Below are 19,216 nucleotides of genomic sequence, written 5' to 3'. Positions count from 1 at the left end.
CCTTATTCGTTCGCCGCCGGCGCAGCCTTGCGGGTCGGGCGGCCGATGGCGTGGTATTCCACGCCGGTCTCGCGCATCGCCTCGGGCTCATACAGATTGCGTCCATCGAAGATCACCGGCGACTTCAGCCGCCGCTTGATCTGACCGAAGTCGGGGCTGCGGAACACCTTCCATTCGGTCACGATCGCCAGCGCGTCGGCGCCGTCGAGCGCATCCATCTGGTGCTGGTGGAAGCTCACGCGCGCCGCGCCGCCCGGCACGTCCGCCAGGTCGGCCTCCAGCACCCGGCGCGCCTCGGCCATCGAGACCGGATCATGCACCCGCAGCGACGCGCCACGCGACACCAGCTCGCGTGCCAGCACGCGCGACGGCGCCTCGCGCATGTCGTCGGTATTCGGTTTGAAAGCGAGGCCCCAGACCGCGAATACGCGACCGCTCAGGTCGTCACCGAAGCGGCGCACGATCTTCTCGCCGAGCACGCGCTTCTGCGCGCCATTGACGGCTTCCACCGCCTCCAGCACGCGCATCGGCTTGCCATGGTCGGCGGCGGTGCGCATCAGCGCCTGCACGTCCTTGGGGAAGCACGATCCGCCATAGCCGGCGCCGGCATACAGGAAACTGTAGCCGATGCGCGGGTCCGAGCCGATGCCCATGCGCACCAGCTCGATATCGGCGCCGACTTCGTCGGCCAGGTTGGCAAGCTCGTTCATGAACGAGATGCGCGTGGCCAGCATCGAATTGGCCGCGTACTTGGTGAACTCGGCCGAGCGCACATCCATGTAGAAGGTGCGCTCATGATGGCGGTTGAACGGCGCGTACAGCTGCCGCATGGTGGCCTGCGCATGGCGGCCGGCGGCGTCGGCATTGCAACCCAGCACGATGCGGTCGGGGCGCATGAAGTCTTCGACCGCGGCGCCCTCCTTCAGGAACTCGGGGTTCGACACCACCGAGAACTGCAGGTCTTCCAGCCCGCGCGCGGCCAGTTCCTCGCGGATCGCGGCGGTAACGCGGTCGCCGGTGCCCACCGGCACGGTCGACTTGTCGACCACCACCTTGAAGCCGGTCATGTGGCGGCCGATATTGCGCGCCGCCGCCAGCACGTACTTGAGGTCGGCCGAGCCGTCCTCGTCCGGCGGCGTGCCCACCGCGATGAACTGCACGTCGGCATGCTCGACGCTGGCTGCCACGTCGGTGGAAAAGGTCAGGCGGCCGGCCTCGCGGTTGCGCTGGATCAGTTCCTGCAGGCCCGGCTCGTAGATCGGCACGCCGCCCGCGTTGAGCAGCGCGATCTTCTGCTCGTCCAGGTCCAGGCAGAACACGTCGTTGCCCTGCTCCGCCAGGCAAGCGCCGGTGACGAGACCGACGTAGCCGCTGCCGATAATGGTGACTTTCATAGCTTCAATTCACATCCGTTGCACGGCCACCGGGAATCAGCCCAGCGTTTCGGATCGCCGCGGGGCATAAGTCTCCCAGCGGTTGCAACCAGGGCATTGCCAATAGAACAGCCGCGCACGGAACCCGCATTCGCGGCAGGTATAGCGCGCCAGGTTGCGCGTGCGCAGTTGCAGCAGGTCGCGGATGGCGGTGGTTTCCCTGGCCTCGTCGCCATCCTCGGCGCCTTCGGCCTGGCCAGTCGCGGCCTCGACCACCGCGGCCTGCGGGGCGGGCGCGGCGGCCGCTGCCGCCTGCGCCTCGAAATACTTGGTCAGCGCCAGCAGCGTGGGCTGGCGGCGCAGCTGGTCGCGCATCAGGCGCGCCGCGGCTTCGGGGCCGTTCACTTCCAGTTCGGCCTTGTAGGCGGTGTCGAGCACCTCGGGCGCGAGCTTGCCCTTGAGCAGGCCGCGCAGCCATTCCAGCGCCACGCCCTGCTCGTTCAGCGCGGCATAGGCCTTGACCACGCGCTCGGCCACCAGCGGCAGGAAGGAGGCGTCCTGCTGCTCGATCCCAAGCCAGTGGCCCAGCGCCGTGCTCGCATCGCCCGCCGCCGCGGCGACGTCGCCCAGCAGGATCGGCGCGCGCACGTTGGCGGGATTCTCGGCCACGGCCTGGTTCAGCCATTTCACCGCGTCTTCGGGGCGCTTGCGCTGCAGCGCGTCCTGCGCCAGCTCGCAGCAGAACTGCGCGATCTGCAGGCTGTAGCTCTTCTGCTCCAGCGTCTGCAGCTCACGCGCTGCATCGATCGCCTTCTGCCACTCCTTTTCGACCTCGTAGAGCTCGAGCAGCACGCGCTTGGCCGACGCCGCGTAAGGCCCGGACATCAGCCGGCGCAGCGATTCCTCGGCACGGTCGAGCAGGCCCGCGCGCAGGTAGTCTTCGCCCAGCTCGAACAGCGCGTGCTCGCGTTCGGGCTCGGGCAGGTCGGGGCGCGTGGCCAGGTTCTGGTGCACGCGGATGGCGCGCTCGGTTTCGCCGCGGCGCCGGAACAGCGCGCCCAGCGCAAAGTGCAGCTCGGTGGTTTCCGGGTCCAGCCGGGCGACTTCGACAAAGGCATCGATGGCCTTGTCAGGCTGCTCGTTGAGCAGGAAATTGAGTCCCTTGAAGTAGGAGCGCGGCAAGGCCCCCTGCTCGCTGATCATCTGGCGCACGTCGAAGCGCGCCGCCATCCAGCCAAGGCCAAAGACAAGTGGCAGCACCAACAGCCACCAGGTTTCGAACATCATGGATCAGACTTTCGGGCCGACTACGTTATAGGGAGACTTGGCGTCGCGCGGCACCGGGGCGGCGCTCGCCGCTGCCGCCGCTGCCGCCGATGGCGCCGCCGTCGACGCCCGTGCGTCCGCGGCCGCGCGCCGCAGCCTGGCCAGTTCCACGCGCTGGCGCATCAGCCCCGGCGCCACCGAGGCCAGCGCCGCCACCGCGCCCAGCGCGAAGGCGGCAAACAGGATCAGGATCAGCGGCGCATGCCAGACGGCATTGAAGAACAGCTGCAGCGAGGCTTCTGCGGTATTGCGCAGGGCCAGCACGAACAGCAGCACGAATACGACGATGCGGACGATCCAGGCAAACAGTTTCATGCGGGTAGGCGGCGAGGCGGCATGGCGTTGAGGCGGGCAAGCACAAAGCCTGCGGCTGGCAGGACGCCCTGTGCAAGGCCCGGCAAAGACCCCGGCATTGTAACGGAATCACTTCACGGATTCGGTAACGTGGCGGTAACGGCGTGCCGGCGCGCGCCTCGCAGCTGTCGGCGCCCTGCCTTGCAGGCGCTGCAGCGCGCCGCCCCGGCCCGCATCGGCCAAAAAAAAGCGCCCCAAGGGGCGCTTTTTTACAACTCAGTAGCAGGCAGTGCCAGTCGAAGTCAGGAGCGGATGAAATCCAGTCCGCTCTCGTGCAACCCCGTCGGCGCGGCGGATGCCGCGCCCTGGCCTGCCTTGCCCGGCAGGGCTTGCGCCGTGCCGCCGGAATGGCCGTTGCCGTTGGCGCCTGCAGGCACCGGCTGGCTGCGGTCAACCCGTTCGCGCAATTCCTTGCCCGCCTTGAAGTGCGGCACCCGTTTTTCAGGTACCAGCACCCGTTCGCCGGACTTGGGATTGCGCCCCACGCGAGGCGGACGCCGGTTCAGACCAAAACTGCCGAATCCGCGGATCTCGATGCGGTGGCCGTCGGCCAACGCTTCGGACATCGCGTCGAGTATCGTTTTCACCGAGATGTCCGCATCCCGCAGCAGCAGCTGGGGGAAGCGGGCAGCCAGTTTTTCGACAAGCTCCGACTTGGTCATGGGCATACGCGCAAGCGCGGGGGCCTGCGATTACTGGTTGTCCTGGCCGAGCTTGGCCTTCAGCAGGGCGCCGAGGTTGGTCGTGCCAGCCGTGCCGGTGTCGGCCTGGAACTTCTGCATCGCTTCCTGCTGCTCTGCGCTGTCCTTGGCCTTGATCGACAGGTTGATGTTGCGCGACTTGCGGTCGACATTCACCACCAGGGCGGTGATCTGCTCGCCTTCCTTCAGCACGTTGCGGGCATCTTCCACGCGGTCGGCGGAGATTTCCGAGGCGCGCAGGTAGCCTTCGACGTCGTCGGCCAGCTGGACCACGGCACCCTTGGCGTCAACGGCCTTGATCGTGCCCTGAACCAGCGAACCCTTGTCGTTGGCCGAGATGAAGTTGTTGAACGGATCGCCCGACAGCTGCTTGATGCCCAGCGAGATGCGTTCCTTGTCGACGTCGATGCCCAGCACCACGGCTTCGACTTCGTCGCCCTTCTTGTACTTGCGCACGGCCTCTTCGCCGGACTCTTGCCAGGACAGGTCGGACAGGTGCACCAGGCCGTCGATGCCACCAGGCAGGCCGATGAACACGCCGAAGTCGGTGATCGACTTGATCTGGCCGCTCAGCTTGTCGCCCTTCTTGTGGTTGCGCGAGAAATCGTCCCACGGGTTGGCCTTGCACTGCTTCATGCCCAGGCTGATACGACGCTTGTCTTCGTCGATATCCAGCACCATGACTTCGACTTCGTCGCCCAGCTGGACCACCTTGGACGGGGCAACGTTCTTGTTGGTCCAGTCCATTTCCGACACGTGCACCAGGCCTTCGATGCCGGCTTCGATCTCGACGAACGCGCCGTAGTCGGTCAGGTTGGTCACCTTGCCGAACAGGCGGGTGCCTTGCGGGTAGCGGCGCGAGATGCCGACCCACGGATCTTCGCCCAGCTGCTTCACGCCCAGCGAGACGCGGTTCTTTTCCTGGTCGAACTTGAGGATCTTGGCGGTGATTTCCTGGCCAACCGACAGCACTTCGCTCGGGTGGCGGACACGGCGCCAGGCCAGGTCGGTGATGTGCAGCAGGCCGTCGATGCCGCCCAGGTCAACGAACGCACCGTAGTCGGTGATGTTCTTGACGATACCGTTGACGATGGCGCCTTCCTTCAGGGTTTCCATCAGCTTCTGGCGCTCTTCGCCCAGCGTGGCTTCGACCACGGCGCGGCGCGACAGCACAACGTTGTTGCGCTTGCGGTCCAGCTTGATGACCTTGAATTCCAAGGTCTTGCCTTCGTACGGGGTGGTGTCCTTGATCGGACGCACGTCAACCAGCGAACCCGGCAGGAACGCGCGGATGCCGTTGACCATCACCGTCAGGCCGCCCTTGACCTTGCCGGTCACGGTACCCGAGATGATTTCGCCGTCTTCCAGGGCCTTCTCGAGGTTCAGCCACGAGGCCAGGCGCTTGGCCTTGTCGCGCGAGAGGATGGTGTCGCCATAGCCGTTCTCGAGTGCGTCGATGGCCACGGAGACGTAGTCGCCGGCCTGCACTTCGAGTTCGCCCTGGTCGTTCAGGAACTCCTCCACCGGCACAAATGCCTCGGACTTGAGGCCGGCGTTGACGACCACGAAGTTGTGGTCGATGCGCACGACTTCAGCGGAGATCACTTCGCCAGCCTTCATATTGGAGCGGGCGATCGATTCCTCGAACAGTGCGGCAAAGGATTCGTTAGTTTGCAGGTCGGACATAAACGTAAGGTGAAATCCGCAATACGCTGGCCGGCGCGACGATCGCGCTCAGTCTGCCAGGGCAGCGGGGTCAGGTTTGACAAAAGCCAGCCAGGGCACAGGCCCGGACTGACGCCATCGGGTACGGAAGGGGCGCGCCGCTTCTACGGATGCGCCCGCTGCATGTCATGCATCGGGCCGCACAGCGGCAAACCACTCCAGCACCTGCGCCACTGCCTGATCCACCGTCATGTCGGAGGTATCGAGCAGCTTTGCATCCTCGGCGGGACGCAGCGGCGCGGCGGCGCGGGTGCGATCCCGCGCGTCGCGCGCCTCGAGGTCACGCAAAAGGTCTTCGATATTAGCAGAAATTCCCTTATCAATCAATTGTTTATAGCGCCTGCGCGCACGTGCCTCGACGCTCGCGGTCAGGAACACCTTGAGCTGGGCGTCCGGGAAGATCACGGTGCCCATGTCGCGGCCGTCCGCCACCAGCCCGGGCAGCTTGCGGAAGCTGCGCTGCAGCTGGGTCAGCGCGTCGCGCACCGGCTGGTGCACGGCGATGGCCGAGGCGCGGTTGCCGATCGCCTCGGCGCGGATCGCCAGGCTCACCTCCTCGCCTTGCAGCCACACGCGGTCCGGCCCGAACTTCACATCGAGGCGCGAAGCGATCCGCGCCAGGGCGTCCATGTCGGCCAGGTCAACACCCGCGCGGTCACTGGCCAGCGCTACCAGCCGGTACAGCGCACCGCTGTCGAGCAGGTGGAAGCCCACCGCGTCGGCAACCTTGTGCGCAACCGTGCCCTTGCCGGAGGCGGTCGGTCCGTCAATGGTGATGACGTTGACGATAGTCATTGCTTATGGAACCCAGTGAAACGATTGATTGTTAATTCTATTGAGAATCATTATTATTTGATCCATGGCATCGCGCCGCAAACAAGCAGCGCATCCCTCAGTATTGGTCGCGAGGCAATCTACCATGGCAAAAACCCTGACGTTCGGCATCATGCACCTCGGCATCGCGTTCAGCGTGACCTATGCGCTGACCGGCAGCCTGGCCGTGAGCGGTGCCGTCACCTTTATCGAACCGGCCATCAATACCGTGGCCCACTACTTTTTCGACAAGTACTGGGACAAGCGGGACAAGCGCCAGCACCGCCAGGCGCCGGCCACCCGCGACAGCGCCTCAGCCGCCGCCGGCAACGGCGCCGATGCCGGCCTGGTCAGCGCGTGACCCCGGCAAATACGCTGAAATAGTCCGGGAACGTCTTCGCCACGCAGCCCGGATCGTTGATCCGCACCGGCAACGGGCCGAACGCTGCCAGCGAGAAACACATCGCCATGCGATGGTCATCATAGGTGCCAATGCCGTCGGGCGGGGTCTGCCATGGCTGCGGTGGCGTCACGCTCAGGTAGTCGGCGCCTTCCTCCACCACGGCTCCCAGCTTGCGCAACTCGGTCGCCATCGCGGTGATGCGGTCGGTTTCCTTGACGCGCCAGCTGGCGATATTGGTCAGCGTGGTGGTGCCTTCGGCAAACAGTGCCGCCACCGCCAGCGTCATCGCCGCGTCGGGGATATGGTTGCAGTCCAGCTCGATGCCGTGCAGGCGCCCGTCGTCACGCTCGGTGCCGCGCACCTCGATCCAGTTGTCGCCCGCCATCACGTTGGCGCCCATGCGGTTTAGCGCATCGGCAAAGCGCACATCGCCCTGGATGCTGGCCATGCCGACGCCTTCGACGCGCACGGGACCACCGCCGATCGCGCCGGCGGCGAGGAAATACGAGGCCGACGACGCGTCGCCCTCGACAAAGATCTCTCCCGGCGAGCGGTAAGCCGCTCCCGCGGGCAGGATGAAACGCTCCCAGCCCTGCCGCTCCACCTCGATGCCGAAGCGCGCCAGCAGGTTCAGCGTGATCTCGATATACGGCTTGGAGATCAGCTCGCCCACTACTTCGATCTCGATGCGGCCGCTGGCGGACTGCGCCAGCGGCAGGCTCATCAGCAGCGCGGTCAGGAACTGGCTGGAAACATCGCCACGCACGCGGATCGGCGCGTCGATGCACAGGCTGGCCGGCTGGATATGCAGCGGCGGGAAACCTTCGGTGCCAAGGTAGTCGATCACCGCGCCAACCTGGCGCAGGCCATCGACGAGGTCGCCGATCGGCCGCTCGTGCATGCGCGGCACGCCGGACAGCTTGTAGCTGCCGCCCTGCAGCGCCAGCGCGGCGGTCAGCGGACGGATCGCGGTGCCGGCGTTGCCCATGAACAGCTCGGCCGACTTGTTGGGGAAGTTGCCGCCGGCGCCGGTGACGATGTAGTCGGCGCCATCCTGCCGCCAGGCCACGCCCAGCGTTTGCAGCGCCTGCAGCATCACGCGCGTGTCGTCGGAATCGAGCAGGTCGCGCACGCGGGTCTCGCCGTTGGCCAGCGCGGCCAGCAGCAGCACGCGGTTGGAGATGCTCTTCGAGCCCGGCAGCCGGACGGTGCCGTGGGCGCGGGTCAGTGGGCCTAGCGTCAGGTGTTCCATGGATGTCGTGGGCGCCGGGGCGCCGCATTCAGGCGATGGGCCAGGGCCATCAGGGTTCGATATGGTTGTTGCCCGCGGCACGCTCGGCACCCCAGGCCAGGCGGGTCTTGCTGGCGCGCGTGAAGATGCGCTCGAGCGCGTCGCCGTCGCCTTTCTCGATCAGCGTCTTCAGGTGCGCCAGCACCGACTGGTACGTATTCAGTTCGCGCAGCAGCGCCTCGCGGTTGGCAACGCAGATGTCGCGCCACATCTCGGGCGACGAGGCTGCGATCCGCGTGAAGTCGCGGAAACCGCCGCCGGCAAAGTCCAGCTTCAGCGTCGCATCTTCGGCGTTGGCCACCTGCGCCACCAGCGCGTACGACAGCACGTGAGGCAGATGGCTGACCGCGGCAAACACCGCGTCGTGCTGGACCGCCGACATCACGTGGCAATGCGCGCCGGCGCTTTCCCACATGGCGCGCACCGCGGCCACATCGGCGCGCGCGTTTTCCTGCAGCGGACAAAGCACGGTCTTCTTGCCGTCGTACAGATCCGGCAGCGCAGCCTCGACGCCGTTGAGCTCGCGCCCGGCGATCGGGTGGGCCGGCACGAACTGCGCGGCCTTGTCTCCCAGCGCGGTCTTGGCGGCGATGATCACGTCGGACTTGGTGCTGCCGGCATCGGTAACGATGGTGCCCGGCTGCAGGTGCGGTTCCAGCGCATGCAGCAGCGCGAAGTTCTGCGCCACCGGCGCGCACAGCACGATCACGCTGGCCCCGCGCGCGGCATCGGCAAGCGTCGCGGCCTCGTCGATCACGCCCAGGTCCAGCGCCTTCTGCAGCGACGCGGCCGAGCGCCCGACCCCCACCACCGTGCCCACCACGCCGGCACGCTTGAGCGCCAGCGCGAGCGAGCCGCCGATCAGGCCGACGCCGACAATGACAACACGGGAAAAATGCAATGCACTCACAATCACAGGCCGCAAGCGGCGGTAGTTCGGTTCAGACCGAGGTCAATCAATGGGCTCAATCGGCAGTAGGACCAGCGGCGTTTGCGGCGGCCGGCCTCACGCCAGCGCCCGCTCCAGCGCCGCGATAAACGCCGCGTTCTCTTCCGGCAAGCCGATGGTCACGCGCAGCCAGCGCGGCAGGTTGTAGTTGCCCACCGGCCGCACGATCACGCCCTGCCGGAGCAACGCCAGGTTCACGCGCGCGCCGGCGCCGTCATCGTCGCCCACACGCACCAGCACGAAATTGCCGGACGACGGCACGTATTCCAGGCCGAGCCGCTCGAACGCCTGCGTCAGCTGCCGCTTGCCGTCGCGGTTCAGCTCGGCGCTGCGGCGCAGGAAGTCGGTATCGGCCAGCGCGGCGATGGCCGCGGCCTGCGCCACGCTGTTGACATTGAACGGCTGGCGGATGCGGTTCAGCAGGTCGGTCAGTTCCGGCTGCGCCACCGCGTAGCCGATGCGCAGGCCCGCCAGGCCATAGGCCTTGGAGAACGTGCGCGACACCATCAGGTTGGGGTAGCGGCGCACCCAGGCAATCGCGTCGTATTGCTGGTCGGCATCGAGGTACTCGTTGTAGGCCTCGTCCAGCACCACCACGACATGGCGCGGCACGCGCTGCAGGAACGCCTCGATCTGCGCCGCCGGCAGGAAAGTGCCGGTCGGGTTGTTGGGGTTGGCGATAAAGACCAGGCGCGTATCCGGCGCAATCGCCGCGGCCATCGCGTCGAGGTCGTGGCCGTAGTCGCGTGCCGGCACTTCGATGGCGCGGGCGCCGATCTCCTGCGTGGCCAGCGCGTACACCGCGAACGAGTACTCGGCATAAATGATCGACTGGCCCGGCTCCACCAGCGCATGCGCGGCCAGTTCCAGGATGTCGTTGCTGCCGTTGCCCAGCGTCAGCCAGTCGGCGGGCACGCCGAAGCGCGCCGACAGCGCGCCCTTCAGCGCAAAGCCGTTGGCATCGGGATAGCGGCCCAGCTCCGCCACGGCCGCGGCCACCGCGGTGCGCGCCGATTCCGGCATGCCCAGCGGGTTCTCGTTGGAGGCGAGCTTGACGATGCCGGCCTCGTCCAGGCCGAACTCGCGCGCGACTTCGGCGATCGGCTTGCCCGCCACGTATGGCGAAATCGCCCGCACATAATCCGGCCCGAAACCCGCTGCGCCGCCCTGCTTGCCCTGCTCTGCCATCTTGTCTCCTTGTGCGTTCCGGCTGCCTTACTTGCTCGACGGATACGAGCCCAGCACCTTCAGGTAGGCCGCGTTGCGGCGCAGCTCGTCGATCGCGCGCGCCACCGCCGGCTCATGCTGGTGCCCTTCCACGTCGACGTAGAAGTAGTATTCCCACGCGCCGCTGCGCGCCGGGCGCGATTCGAAGCGGCACATCGACACGCCGTTCGCGGCCAGCGGCGCCAGCAGCTGGTACACCGCGCCGGCCTTGTTCGGCACCGACAGGATCAGCGAGGTCTGGTCGCTGCCCGAGGGCTCGGTCTCATAGCGGCCGATCACGGCAAAGCGCGTGCGGTTGTGCGGATCGTCCTGGATATGCGTGCGCACCAGGTGCAGGTGGTAGCGGTTGGCGGCGGACTCGCCGGCGATCGCGGCCACGGTCGGGTCTTCGCTGGCCATGCGCGCCGCTTCGGCATTGCTCGACACCGCCTGGCGCTCGAGGTGCGGATAGTTGGCGGTCAGCCAGTGCTGGCACTGCGCCAGCGCCTGCGCATGCGCGCGCACCACCGTGACGCCCTTCATGTCGGGCGTCGACGCCATCAGGTTGTGGTGCACCTTGAGCGCGATCTCGCCGCTGATCTTCAGCGAGGTCTGCAGGAACAGGTCGAGCGTGCGCGACACCGCGCCCTCGGTGGAATTCTCGACCGGCACCACGCCGTATTCGACCGTGCCCGCCTCGACCGCGCGGAACACCTCGTCGATGCTGGGGCAAGGCACGCCCGAGACCTCGTGGCCGAAATGCGCGTACAGCGCCTGCTCGGAGAACGTGCCGGCCGGCCCCAGGAACGCCACTTCCAGCGGCTTCTCCAGGCCGCGGCAGGCGGACATGACCTCGCGCCAGATTGCCGCCACGCTTTCGCCCAGCAGCGGGCCCGGATTGGCCCCCTGCACCTTGCGGATTACCTGCAGCTCGCGCTCCGGGCGGAACACCGGCGCGCCGTATTTCTTCTTGACCTCGCCCACCTCGAGCGCGAGCCTGGCGCGGCGGTTCAGCATCGCCAGCAGCTCGCGGTCGACGGTATCGATCTGCTCGCGCAGCGGGCCCAGTTCGACCGACAGCTTGCGCTCGGCATCGCTCAGGTGGCTGTCGCCGTTCTGCGGCGCATTGGGCGGCGTCTCCTCGCGCGCGGGGGTGCGGTCTTGGCTTGTCATGTTGTATCAATCCGGTGGGCCGCCGGGCGCGGCGGCCAGGAAAACTGCCCGCGCAGGCCGGCATGCCGTGGCTGGCATGCGCGGACCCGACAGCGGGAATGCGCGTCAGGCGGAGGTCCGCTCGAACTCGCGCATGAATTCGATCAACGCCATCACGCCTTCGAGCGGCATGGCGTTGTAGATGCTGGCGCGCATGCCGCCCACGGTCTTGTGCCCCTTCAGCTGCACCAGGCCGTTGGCGCGAGCCTGCTGCAGGAAGGCCTCGTTGCGCGATTCATCGCCCAGGAAGAACGGTACGTTCATGCGCGAGCGGCAGCTGGGATGGATTTCGTTGCGATAGAAATCGCTCTGGTCGAGGTAGTCGTACAGCGCCGACGCCTTGGCGATATTGCGCTGTTCGATCGCGGGCACGCCGCCCTGGCGCTTGAGCCACTGGAACACCAGGCCGGCGATATAGATCGCATAGGTCGGCGGGGTGTTGTACATCGAGTTGTGCTCGGCCACGAGGCGCCAGTTGAACGCCGACGGGCACAGCGGATGGGCATGGCCGATCAGGTCTTCGCGCACGATCACGATGGTGACGCCGGCCGGACCGATATTCTTCTGCGCGCCGCCATAGACCACCTGCACGCGCGACCAGTCGATCGGGCGCGACAGGATGTGGCTGGAGGCATCCGCCACCACCACGCGGTCGCCCTTGACCTGGCCGATATCCGGGATGTCCTGGAACTCCACGCCGACGATGGTCTCGTTGGTGCACAGGTGCACGTAGCCCGCGTCGTCCGACAGCTTCCAGTCGGCCACGTCCGGAATGCGGTGGTATTTCTGCGCCTCGCTGCTGGCGGCGATATTGACCGCGCCGTAGCGGCGGGCCTCCTGCTCGGTCTTGACCGACCAGGTGCCGGTGACGACGAAGTCGGCCTTGGGCGCGTCGGCATGGCGCAGGCGCATCAGGTTCAGCGGAACGATGCCGTTTTCGCCGATGGCACCGCCCTGCAGGAACAGCACGCGGTAGTTGGCGGGAATATGCAGCAGCTCACGCAGGTCGGCGATGGCCTGGCCATGGATGCCTTCGAACTCGCGGCTGCGGTGGCTCATCTCCATCACCGAGACCCCGGTCCCGCGCCAGGACAGCATCTCCTCGGCAGCCTGCTGCAGCACTTCGGCGGGCAGCGCCGCCGGGCCGGGCGAGAAGTTGTAGACGCGTTCGGCCAATGCACGCTGCATCATGCCGGCAAGAGCGGGATTCTGGGGATCGTTCATGAGACGGGGGGATGGAAAAATGGCTGCCGGTGTTACCCAAGCAGCCATTATCCCTCAAACCCGCGCCCCGTTGGGCGCCCGGGGTCAGCCCCGGGCTGCCGCGCCCGCCAGAACAGTGTCGGACGGGTGGCGGGCGGATCCGTTGCGGATCACGCCGGCATCACTTCGAAGCGGCGGTGATTTCCTTCTCGGCGGCGTCGCGCATCGACTTGCCGACCTGCGGGCCGTACTTCTGCATCATCGAGCCCCAGATTTCCTGCGTTGCCTTGCCCTGGTTGGCCATGAACTTCTGGCCGGTCGGCGACTTCAGGAAGGTGGTCAGGTCCTTCAGTTCCTGCGTGGTGTAGTACTTGCCGAAGGCATCGTAGTGCGCCTGGATGGCGTCCTTGCGGAAGCCGTCGGTGGTAAACGCCGTGCCGGCGCCGTCCACGACGCGCTGCACCGCGCCGTTCTTCTTCAGCTTTTCAACCGCGGCCTGCTTCTGCTTGTCGCTCAGCGTCTTGTTTTCGACCAGCACCTGCTCGAGGACCAGCGGCGCTTCCTGCTTGGCGCCTTGCTGCCAGTTCTCCGCCTGGCCCTTCACAGCCTGGTCTGCCTGCATGACGGAAAGCAGTTCCTTGATGGCTGCCGTCTTTTCCGCGTCCTGTGCGTGGGCATGCTGCGCCATCATGAAGGTCGGAACAAAAGCAGCCAGAACAGCGATACGTCGATAGGTTTTGAGCATTGTGACTCCCTGGTAAATACGTCCGTTTTAGTCCGGACAGCCGCGAGGCGAGTTCCGGCTGGCGTCCTATTGTTGCAACAATTTACGTTTGGTCTTAAGGATTCGCGTCGGCATCCGCACCTGCGGCACCTTCAGCACCCTCGGCGCGCTCGGTGCCTTCCGCACCCTCGGCCTCGTCCGGCTCCTCGCCATTGCCGCCGTTGTCGGCATCGCTTTCGACGATGCGCTGCAATCCGGACAGCTTGGTGCCCTCGTCCACGTTGATCAGCGTGACACCCTGGGTGGCGCGGCCCATTTCGCGGATTTCAGCCACACGGGTACGGATCAGAACGCCGCCGGTGGTGATCAGCATGATCTCGTCCTCGGGCGAAACCAGTGCGGCAGCCACCACACGGCCGTTGCGCTCGCTCGTCTGGATCGCAATCATGCCCTTGGTGCCACGGCCATGTCGAGTGTACTCCGCGATGGGGGTACGCTTGCCGTAGCCGTTCTCGGTCGCGGTCAGCACGCTGCCGCGCACACCCGCATCCGCGGACTCTTCAGCGGTCTCGGCCGGCGCCACCAGCATTGCGATCACGGCCTGGCCATCTTCGAGGTTCATGCCGCGCACGCCGCGCGCCTGGCGGCCCATCGGACGCACATCGTTCTCGTCGAAGCGCACGGCCTTGCCGGCGTCCGAGAACAGCATCACGTCGTGCTGGCCGTCGGTCACTGCCGCACCGATCAGGTAGTCGCCTTCGTCGAGGTCGACCGCGATGATGCCGGCCTTGCGCGGGTTGGAGAATTCGGTCAGCGCCGTCTTCTTGACGGTACCGCGCGCGGTCGTCATGAAGATGAAGTGCTCGGCGTCGAACTGCCGCACCGGCAGGATGACGTTGATCTTCTCGCCTTCCGACAACGGGAACATGTTGACGATCGGCCGCCCGCGCGAGTTGCGCGAGCCCTGCGGCACCTCGTAGACCTTCAGCCAGTACAGCCTGCCGCGGTTGGAGAAGCACAGGATGTAGTCGTGGGTATTGGCCACGAACAGCGTGTCGATCCAGTCGTCTTCCTTGGTCGCCGCCGCTTGCTTGCCCCGGCCGCCACGTTTCTGCGCGCGGTATTCGGAAATCGGCTGGCTCTTCATATAGCCGCTGTGCGAAAGCGTGACCACCATGTCCTGCGGGGTGATCAGGTCCTCGGTATCCAGCTCGGTCGCGTTCAGTTCGATTTGCGAACGGCGCTCATCGCCGAATTCGGCGCGGATCGCCGTCAGTTCGTCGATGATGATGGTAGTAATCCGCTCGGGGCGCGCCAGGATATCGAGCAGGTCGGCGATTTCCGCCATGATGTCGCGATATTCCTGGACGATCTTGTCCTGTTCGAGCCCGGTGAGGCGTTGCAGGCGCATTTGCAGAATTTCCTGCGCCTGGCCGTCCGACAGCCTGTAAAGGCCGTCGGTCTGCATGCCGAACACCGCCGGCAGCCCATCGGGCCGGTACGACGCCCGCCCGCCCGGGGTTTCACCCTCAGCGCGGGCCAGCATTTCGCGGACCAGCGCGGAATCCCACGCCTTGCTCATCAGTTCCTGCTTGGCGATCGGGGGCGTCGGGGCCGCCTTGATGATGGCGATGAACTCGTCGATGTTGGCCAGCGCCACTGCCAGGCCTTCCAGCACGTGGCCCCGCTCGCGCGCCTTGCGCAGTTCGAACACCGTACGGCGGGTGACGACCTCGCGGCGGTGCGCCAGGAAGTACTCCAGCATCTGGCGCAGGTTCAGCAGGCGCGGCTGGCGGTCGACCAGCGCCACCATGTTCATGCCGAAGGTGTCCTGCAGCTGGGTGTTCTTATATAGGTTGTTGAGGACGACCTCGGGCACCTCGTTGCGCTTGAGCTCGATCACCACCCGCATGCCGGACTTGTCCGATTCGTCGCGGATGTCCGAGATGCCTTCGATCTTCTTCTCGGTGACCAGCTCGGCAATACGCTCCAGCAGGGTGCGCTTGTTGACCTGGTACGGCAGCTCGTCGACGATGATGGCCTGGCGCTGGCCCCGGTCGATATCCTCGAAGTGCGTCTTGGCGCGCATCACCACGCGGCCTCGGCCGGTGCGGTAGCCTTCGCGGACGCCCTGAATGCCATAGATAATGCCGGCGGTCGGAAAATCCGGAGCCGGAATCAATTCAATCAGCTCGTCCACCGTCGCCTGCGGGTTGCGCAGCAGGTGCAGGCAGCCGTCGACGATTTCATTCAGGTTATGCGGCGGGATATTGGTTGCCATGCCCACTGCAATACCCGACGAACCATTGATTAGCAGATTGGGAATACGCGCCGGGAGAATCGAGGGCTCTTTTTCAGAGCCGTCGTAGTTGCTGTCGAAATCGACGGTTTCCTTGTCGATGTCGTGCAGCATCTCGTGGGCGATTTTCGACAGCCGGATTTCGGTATAACGCATGGCCGCCGCGTTATCCCCGTCAACGGAACCGAAATTCCCCTGGCCGTCGACCAGCATGTAGCGCAGCGAGAAGTCCTGCGCCATGCGCACGATGGTGTCGTAGACTGCGGTATCGCCGTGCGGGTGGTACTTACCGATCACATCCCCGACGATACGGGCCGACTTCTTGTAGGCGCGATTCCAGTCGTTGTTGAGCTCGTGCATCGCATACAGCACGCGCCGGTGCACCGGTTTCAGGCCATCCCGGACATCGGGAAGCGCGCGCCCGACGATCACGCTCATGGCGTAATCGAGGTAGGAGCGGCGCATTTCCTCTTCTAGGGAGACCGGAAGGGTTTCTTTTGCGAATGGATCCATTGCGGCGTGGTTTATGCGGCAGGTTTAAGCAAATGACAGGCCTTTGGCACGCGGCGCCGGTGGGCGCCTGACGGCTGGGCAACGTGCCATTCTAACATGCCGGCACCCCCTGCCCGGGGCTCCCCGGACAGGCCCCGCAGCAGCCCGCGGAGGTCAGTGCCGAAACCCGGAATCCCTGATGCCACAAGGCTTTGCGGGCGATACAAGACCCATGTTGCACAAACACCACAGGCCCAAAACCCATGCGGCGAATCGAATATATTTACTTCTTAGGAAACGACCCTTGTGGCACAATTCCCCAGCGAAGAGCCAGACATTGTTCGAAGTGGAGCATCCGCCACATCGAGAATGTTATACTCCGAAGAATGTATGACTTGTTTTCGTCCATTTGCTCGCAGTAACCCTGCGGTGATCTCATCCTGAGAGGAGAAATATGAAAAAATTTGCCAAGCTCGCGCTCGTTGCAGCTACCGCAGTAATGGCTGCATCCGCTCAAGCTCAGTCCGTCCCTTATGAAAAGAAGGCAGTGAACGACAACTGGGGCAACGGTACGAGCGAGTACGTGTGGAAGAATGGCACGAACGAGCTCTGCTGGCGCGACAGCTCCTGGACCCCGGCTACGGCCAACGCCCTGTGCGACGGCGCCCTGGCCCCGGCCGTAGCAGCCCCGGCCCCGGCTCCGGTGGCTCCGCCGGTTGTCTCCAGCGAGAAGGTCACTTTCGCTGCTGACACGCTGTTCGACTTCGACAAGGCTGTGCTGAAGCCCGAAGGCAAGGCCAAGCTGGACGACCTGGTCTCGAAGCTGCAAGGCATCACCCTGGAAGTCATCATCGCCGTTGGCCACACCGACTCGTTCGGCTCGGACAAGTACAACGATCGCCTGTCGATCCGCCGCGCTGAATCGGTCAAGGCTTACCTGGTGAGCAAGGGCGTCGAAGCCAACCGCGTCTACACCGAAGGCAAGGGCAAGCGCCAGCTGAAGGTTGATCCGAAGTCGTGCAAGGGCAACCGCAAGTCGCAGATCGCCTGCCAGCAGCCGAACCGCCGCGTGGAAGTCGAAGTGGTCGGCACCCGCAGCGCACGTTAATCGGAACCCTTCCGATCCAAGAAGCCCAGCGCAAGCTGGGCTTTTTTTTTGGTACAGTTGCCCGGACTGTCCCTTCCTCCACCCGCCGCGGCCAGCGCCGCCGGACCCGCATACGATGACGTTGCAATCGCACACCCTCCCCGCAGCCGACGCCGCCAGCCAGCACCCGCCGCGCCGGAATGCCGACCCCAAGGAAATCGACAAGTTCAGCGAACTGGCCCACCACTGGTGGGATCCGCAAAGCGAGTTCAAGCCGCTGCATGAGCTGAATCCGCTGCGCCTGGGCTGGATCGATGGCATCGCCGCGCTGGCGGGCAAGCGGGTGGTCGACGTGGGCTGCGGCGGCGGCATCCTGTCCGAGAGCATGGCGCGCCTCGGCGCGACCGTGCGCGGCATCGATCTCTCCAGCAAGGCGCTGAAGGTGGCGGACTTGCACAGCCTTGAGTCCGGCGTTGCCGTGACCTACGAGGAGATCGCCGCCGAAGCGCTGGCCGCGCGCGAGCCGGCCAGCGTGGATGTGGTCACTTGCATGGAGATGCTGGAACACGTGCCGGACCCGGCATCCGTCGTGCACGCGTGCGTGACGCTGGTCCGTCCGGGTGGCCATGTGTTCTTCTCGACCATCAACCGCAACCTGAAGGCATACCTGCTGGCCATCGTCGGCGCCGAATACGTGCTCAACATGCTGCCGCGCGGCACCCACGACTACGAAAAGTTCATCACGCCCTCCGAACTGGCCCGCTTCGCGCGCCAGGCCGGCCTGGACCTGGTCGAGATGCGCGGCATGACCTACAACCCGCTGTCGCAGGTCTATTCGCTGGGCCGGGACACGGACGTGAACTACCTGATGGCGTTCCGCCGGGTGGCGGCATGAGCGCGGCAATCGCAGGGGTTTTCTTCGACCTCGACGGCACCCTGGCCGACACCGCGCCGGACCTGGCTGCGGCGGCGAACCGGCTGGTGGTCGAACGCGGGCGCCCGCCGGTGGCCTATGACAAGCTGCGCCCCGTGGCCTCGCATGGCGCGCGCGGACTGCTGGGCGCCGCGTTCGGCTTGCGCCCGGAGGACGCCGAATTTCCGGCCCTGCGCGATATCTTCCTGGATTACTACGAGGCCGACATCGCGGTGCACACGCGCCTGTTCGACGGCATGCCGCAGGTGCTGGCCGCGCTCGAGGCAGCGGGCATCCCGTGGGGCATCGTGACCAACAAGATCGCGCGCTTCACGGTGCCGCTGGTTGCCGCGATCGGCCTGGCGCCCCGCGCCAGCGCCGTGGTCAGCGGCGACACCACGCCGCACGCCAAGCCCCACCCCGCCCCGCTGCTGCATGCCGCCGCCAGTGCCGGGGTCGACCCGAGCCGCTGCGTCTATGTCGGCGACGACCTGCGCGACATCCAGGCCGGCAAGGCCGCAGGCATGATCACAGTGACCGCCGCCTATGGCTACTGCGGCGACGGCGACCCGCCCGAGGCCTGGGGCGCGGACCACCTGATCCGCCACCCGTCTGAGCTGATCCCGCTGCTGGTGCCCGCCGCGATCGTCTGAAAGTGCGCTGGCAGTATCCGGGGACACGGCCTGGAACTCCCCAAGACAGCTTGCGTCCAACCGGGTACAATCCAGCTTCCTCACTGGGGCCGACCTGGTTTCGACGTGGGTTACAAAGCAGTGGAGGGCATACCGAGGACCCGTCACCTCGTTAATCAATGGGAATGCAATAACTGCTAACGACGAACGTTACGCACTGGCAGCCTAAGGGCCGCCGTCCTCGCACTGGCTCGCTGACGGGCTAGGGTCGCAAGACCACGCGAGGTCATTTACGTCAGATAAGCTCCGGAAGGGTCACGAAGCCGGGGACGAAAACCTAGTGACTCGCCGTCGTAGAGCGTGTTCGTCCGCGCTGCGCCGGTTAAATCAAATGACAGAACTAAGTATGTAGAACTCTCTGTGGAGGGCTTGCGGACGCGGGTTCGATTCCCGCCGGCTCCACCAGTATTCAGTCCGATGCAGTACCAGCAGGACCAGAAACCCGCGACAGCT

17 protein-coding genes and 1 other RNA gene are annotated in these 19,216 nt (G+C 65.7%); 5 read left to right on the top strand and 13 right to left on the bottom strand.

Features of this window, described 5'->3' with window-relative positions:
• Positions 1–2: 2 nt before the first annotated feature.
• From C7416_RS10700 to cmk, 6 genes are all read right to left on the bottom strand, one after another.
• The gene (locus C7416_RS10700; protein WP_111518912.1) at positions 3–1,394 is read right to left on the bottom strand and encodes a UDP-glucose dehydrogenase family protein; all 1,392 of its coding nucleotides are present in this window, start codon (positions 1,392–1,394) and stop codon (positions 3–5) included.
• 36 nt (positions 1,395–1,430) lie between these two features.
• Positions 1,431–2,660, bottom strand: coding sequence for a lipopolysaccharide assembly protein LapB (gene lapB, locus C7416_RS10695; RefSeq protein ID WP_111518910.1), 1,230 nt, complete (start codon positions 2,658–2,660; stop codon positions 1,431–1,433).
• 3 nt (positions 2,661–2,663) lie between these two features.
• Entirely contained in the window at positions 2,664–3,014 is a 351-nt protein-coding gene (locus C7416_RS10690; RefSeq protein ID WP_111518908.1) for a lipopolysaccharide assembly protein LapA domain-containing protein, read from the bottom strand.
• Positions 3,015–3,295: 281 nt separating this feature from the next.
• Positions 3,296–3,715, bottom strand: a complete 420-nt coding sequence (locus tag C7416_RS10685) for an integration host factor subunit beta (protein WP_111518906.1) — start codon at positions 3,713–3,715, stop codon at positions 3,296–3,298.
• A gap of 30 nt (positions 3,716–3,745) precedes the next feature.
• Positions 3,746–5,440: a 30S ribosomal protein S1 gene (rpsA, locus tag C7416_RS10680; RefSeq protein ID WP_012352088.1), complete on the bottom strand. Its 1,695-nt coding sequence runs from the start codon at positions 5,438–5,440 to the stop codon at positions 3,746–3,748.
• 165 nt (positions 5,441–5,605) lie between these two features.
• Entirely contained in the window at positions 5,606–6,274 is a 669-nt protein-coding gene (gene cmk / locus C7416_RS10675) for a (d)CMP kinase (RefSeq protein WP_111518904.1), read from the bottom strand.
• A 124-nt stretch (positions 6,275–6,398) separates the two neighbouring features.
• Between cmk and C7416_RS10670 the strand changes: the two genes are divergently transcribed.
• A complete protein-coding gene (locus tag C7416_RS10670; protein WP_111518902.1) occupies positions 6,399–6,653 on the top strand; it encodes a DUF2061 domain-containing protein in 255 nt (84 codons plus the stop codon).
• Here the strand turns inward: C7416_RS10670 and aroA are convergent.
• The 7 genes from aroA to gyrA form a co-directional block, all read right to left on the bottom strand.
• A complete protein-coding gene (gene aroA / locus C7416_RS10665; RefSeq protein ID WP_111518900.1) occupies positions 6,643–7,947 on the bottom strand; it encodes a 3-phosphoshikimate 1-carboxyvinyltransferase in 1,305 nt (434 codons plus the stop codon). The two genes, C7416_RS10670 and aroA, sit on opposite strands and share 11 nt — an antisense overlap.
• A gap of 49 nt (positions 7,948–7,996) precedes the next feature.
• Complete coding sequence (locus C7416_RS10660; RefSeq protein ID WP_111519060.1) at positions 7,997–8,896, bottom strand: prephenate dehydrogenase; 900 nt, start codon at positions 8,894–8,896, stop codon at positions 7,997–7,999.
• Between the two features lie 96 nt (positions 8,897–8,992).
• On the bottom strand, positions 8,993–10,123 hold the full coding sequence (gene hisC, locus C7416_RS10655; RefSeq protein WP_111518898.1) for a histidinol-phosphate transaminase: 1,131 nt from the start codon (positions 10,121–10,123) through the stop codon (positions 8,993–8,995).
• A gap of 27 nt (positions 10,124–10,150) precedes the next feature.
• On the bottom strand, positions 10,151–11,314 hold the full coding sequence (gene pheA, locus C7416_RS10650) for a prephenate dehydratase (RefSeq protein ID WP_111518896.1): 1,164 nt from the start codon (positions 11,312–11,314) through the stop codon (positions 10,151–10,153).
• A gap of 105 nt (positions 11,315–11,419) precedes the next feature.
• Positions 11,420–12,577, bottom strand: a complete 1,158-nt coding sequence (serC, locus tag C7416_RS10645) for a 3-phosphoserine/phosphohydroxythreonine transaminase (RefSeq protein WP_111518894.1) — start codon at positions 12,575–12,577, stop codon at positions 11,420–11,422.
• Positions 12,578–12,737: 160 nt separating this feature from the next.
• Positions 12,738–13,301 carry a DUF2059 domain-containing protein gene (locus C7416_RS10640; protein ID WP_092308167.1) on the bottom strand — a complete coding sequence of 188 codons (564 nt, stop codon included), beginning with the start codon at positions 13,299–13,301 and terminating at the stop codon, positions 12,738–12,740.
• Positions 13,302–13,395: 94 nt separating this feature from the next.
• Positions 13,396–16,092, bottom strand: a complete 2,697-nt coding sequence (gene gyrA / locus C7416_RS10635; protein WP_111518892.1) for a DNA gyrase subunit A — start codon at positions 16,090–16,092, stop codon at positions 13,396–13,398.
• Between the two features lie 433 nt (positions 16,093–16,525).
• Between gyrA and ompA the strand changes: the two genes are divergently transcribed.
• The 4 genes from ompA (at position 16,526) to ssrA (ending at position 19,168) form a co-directional block, all read left to right on the top strand.
• Complete coding sequence (gene ompA / locus C7416_RS10630; RefSeq protein ID WP_012352078.1) at positions 16,526–17,179, top strand: outer membrane protein OmpA; 654 nt, start codon at positions 16,526–16,528, stop codon at positions 17,177–17,179.
• 115 nt (positions 17,180–17,294) lie between these two features.
• A complete protein-coding gene (gene ubiG, locus C7416_RS10625) occupies positions 17,295–18,053 on the top strand; it encodes a bifunctional 2-polyprenyl-6-hydroxyphenol methylase/3-demethylubiquinol 3-O-methyltransferase UbiG (RefSeq protein WP_111518890.1) in 759 nt (252 codons plus the stop codon).
• Positions 18,050–18,724 carry a phosphoglycolate phosphatase gene (gene gph, locus C7416_RS10620; protein WP_111518888.1) on the top strand — a complete coding sequence of 225 codons (675 nt, stop codon included), beginning with the start codon at positions 18,050–18,052 and terminating at the stop codon, positions 18,722–18,724. Before ubiG ends, gph begins: the two co-directional genes overlap by 4 nt.
• An 85-nt stretch (positions 18,725–18,809) precedes the next feature.
• Positions 18,810–19,168, top strand: a transfer-messenger RNA (tmRNA) gene (gene ssrA / locus C7416_RS10615).
• The last annotated feature ends 48 nt before the right edge of the window (positions 19,169–19,216 follow it).

The organism is Cupriavidus phytorum (genome assembly GCF_003254285.1).
Lineage (GTDB): Bacteria > Pseudomonadota > Gammaproteobacteria > Burkholderiales > Burkholderiaceae > Cupriavidus > Cupriavidus phytorum.
This window is presented reverse-complemented; position numbering and strand designations above follow the sequence as displayed.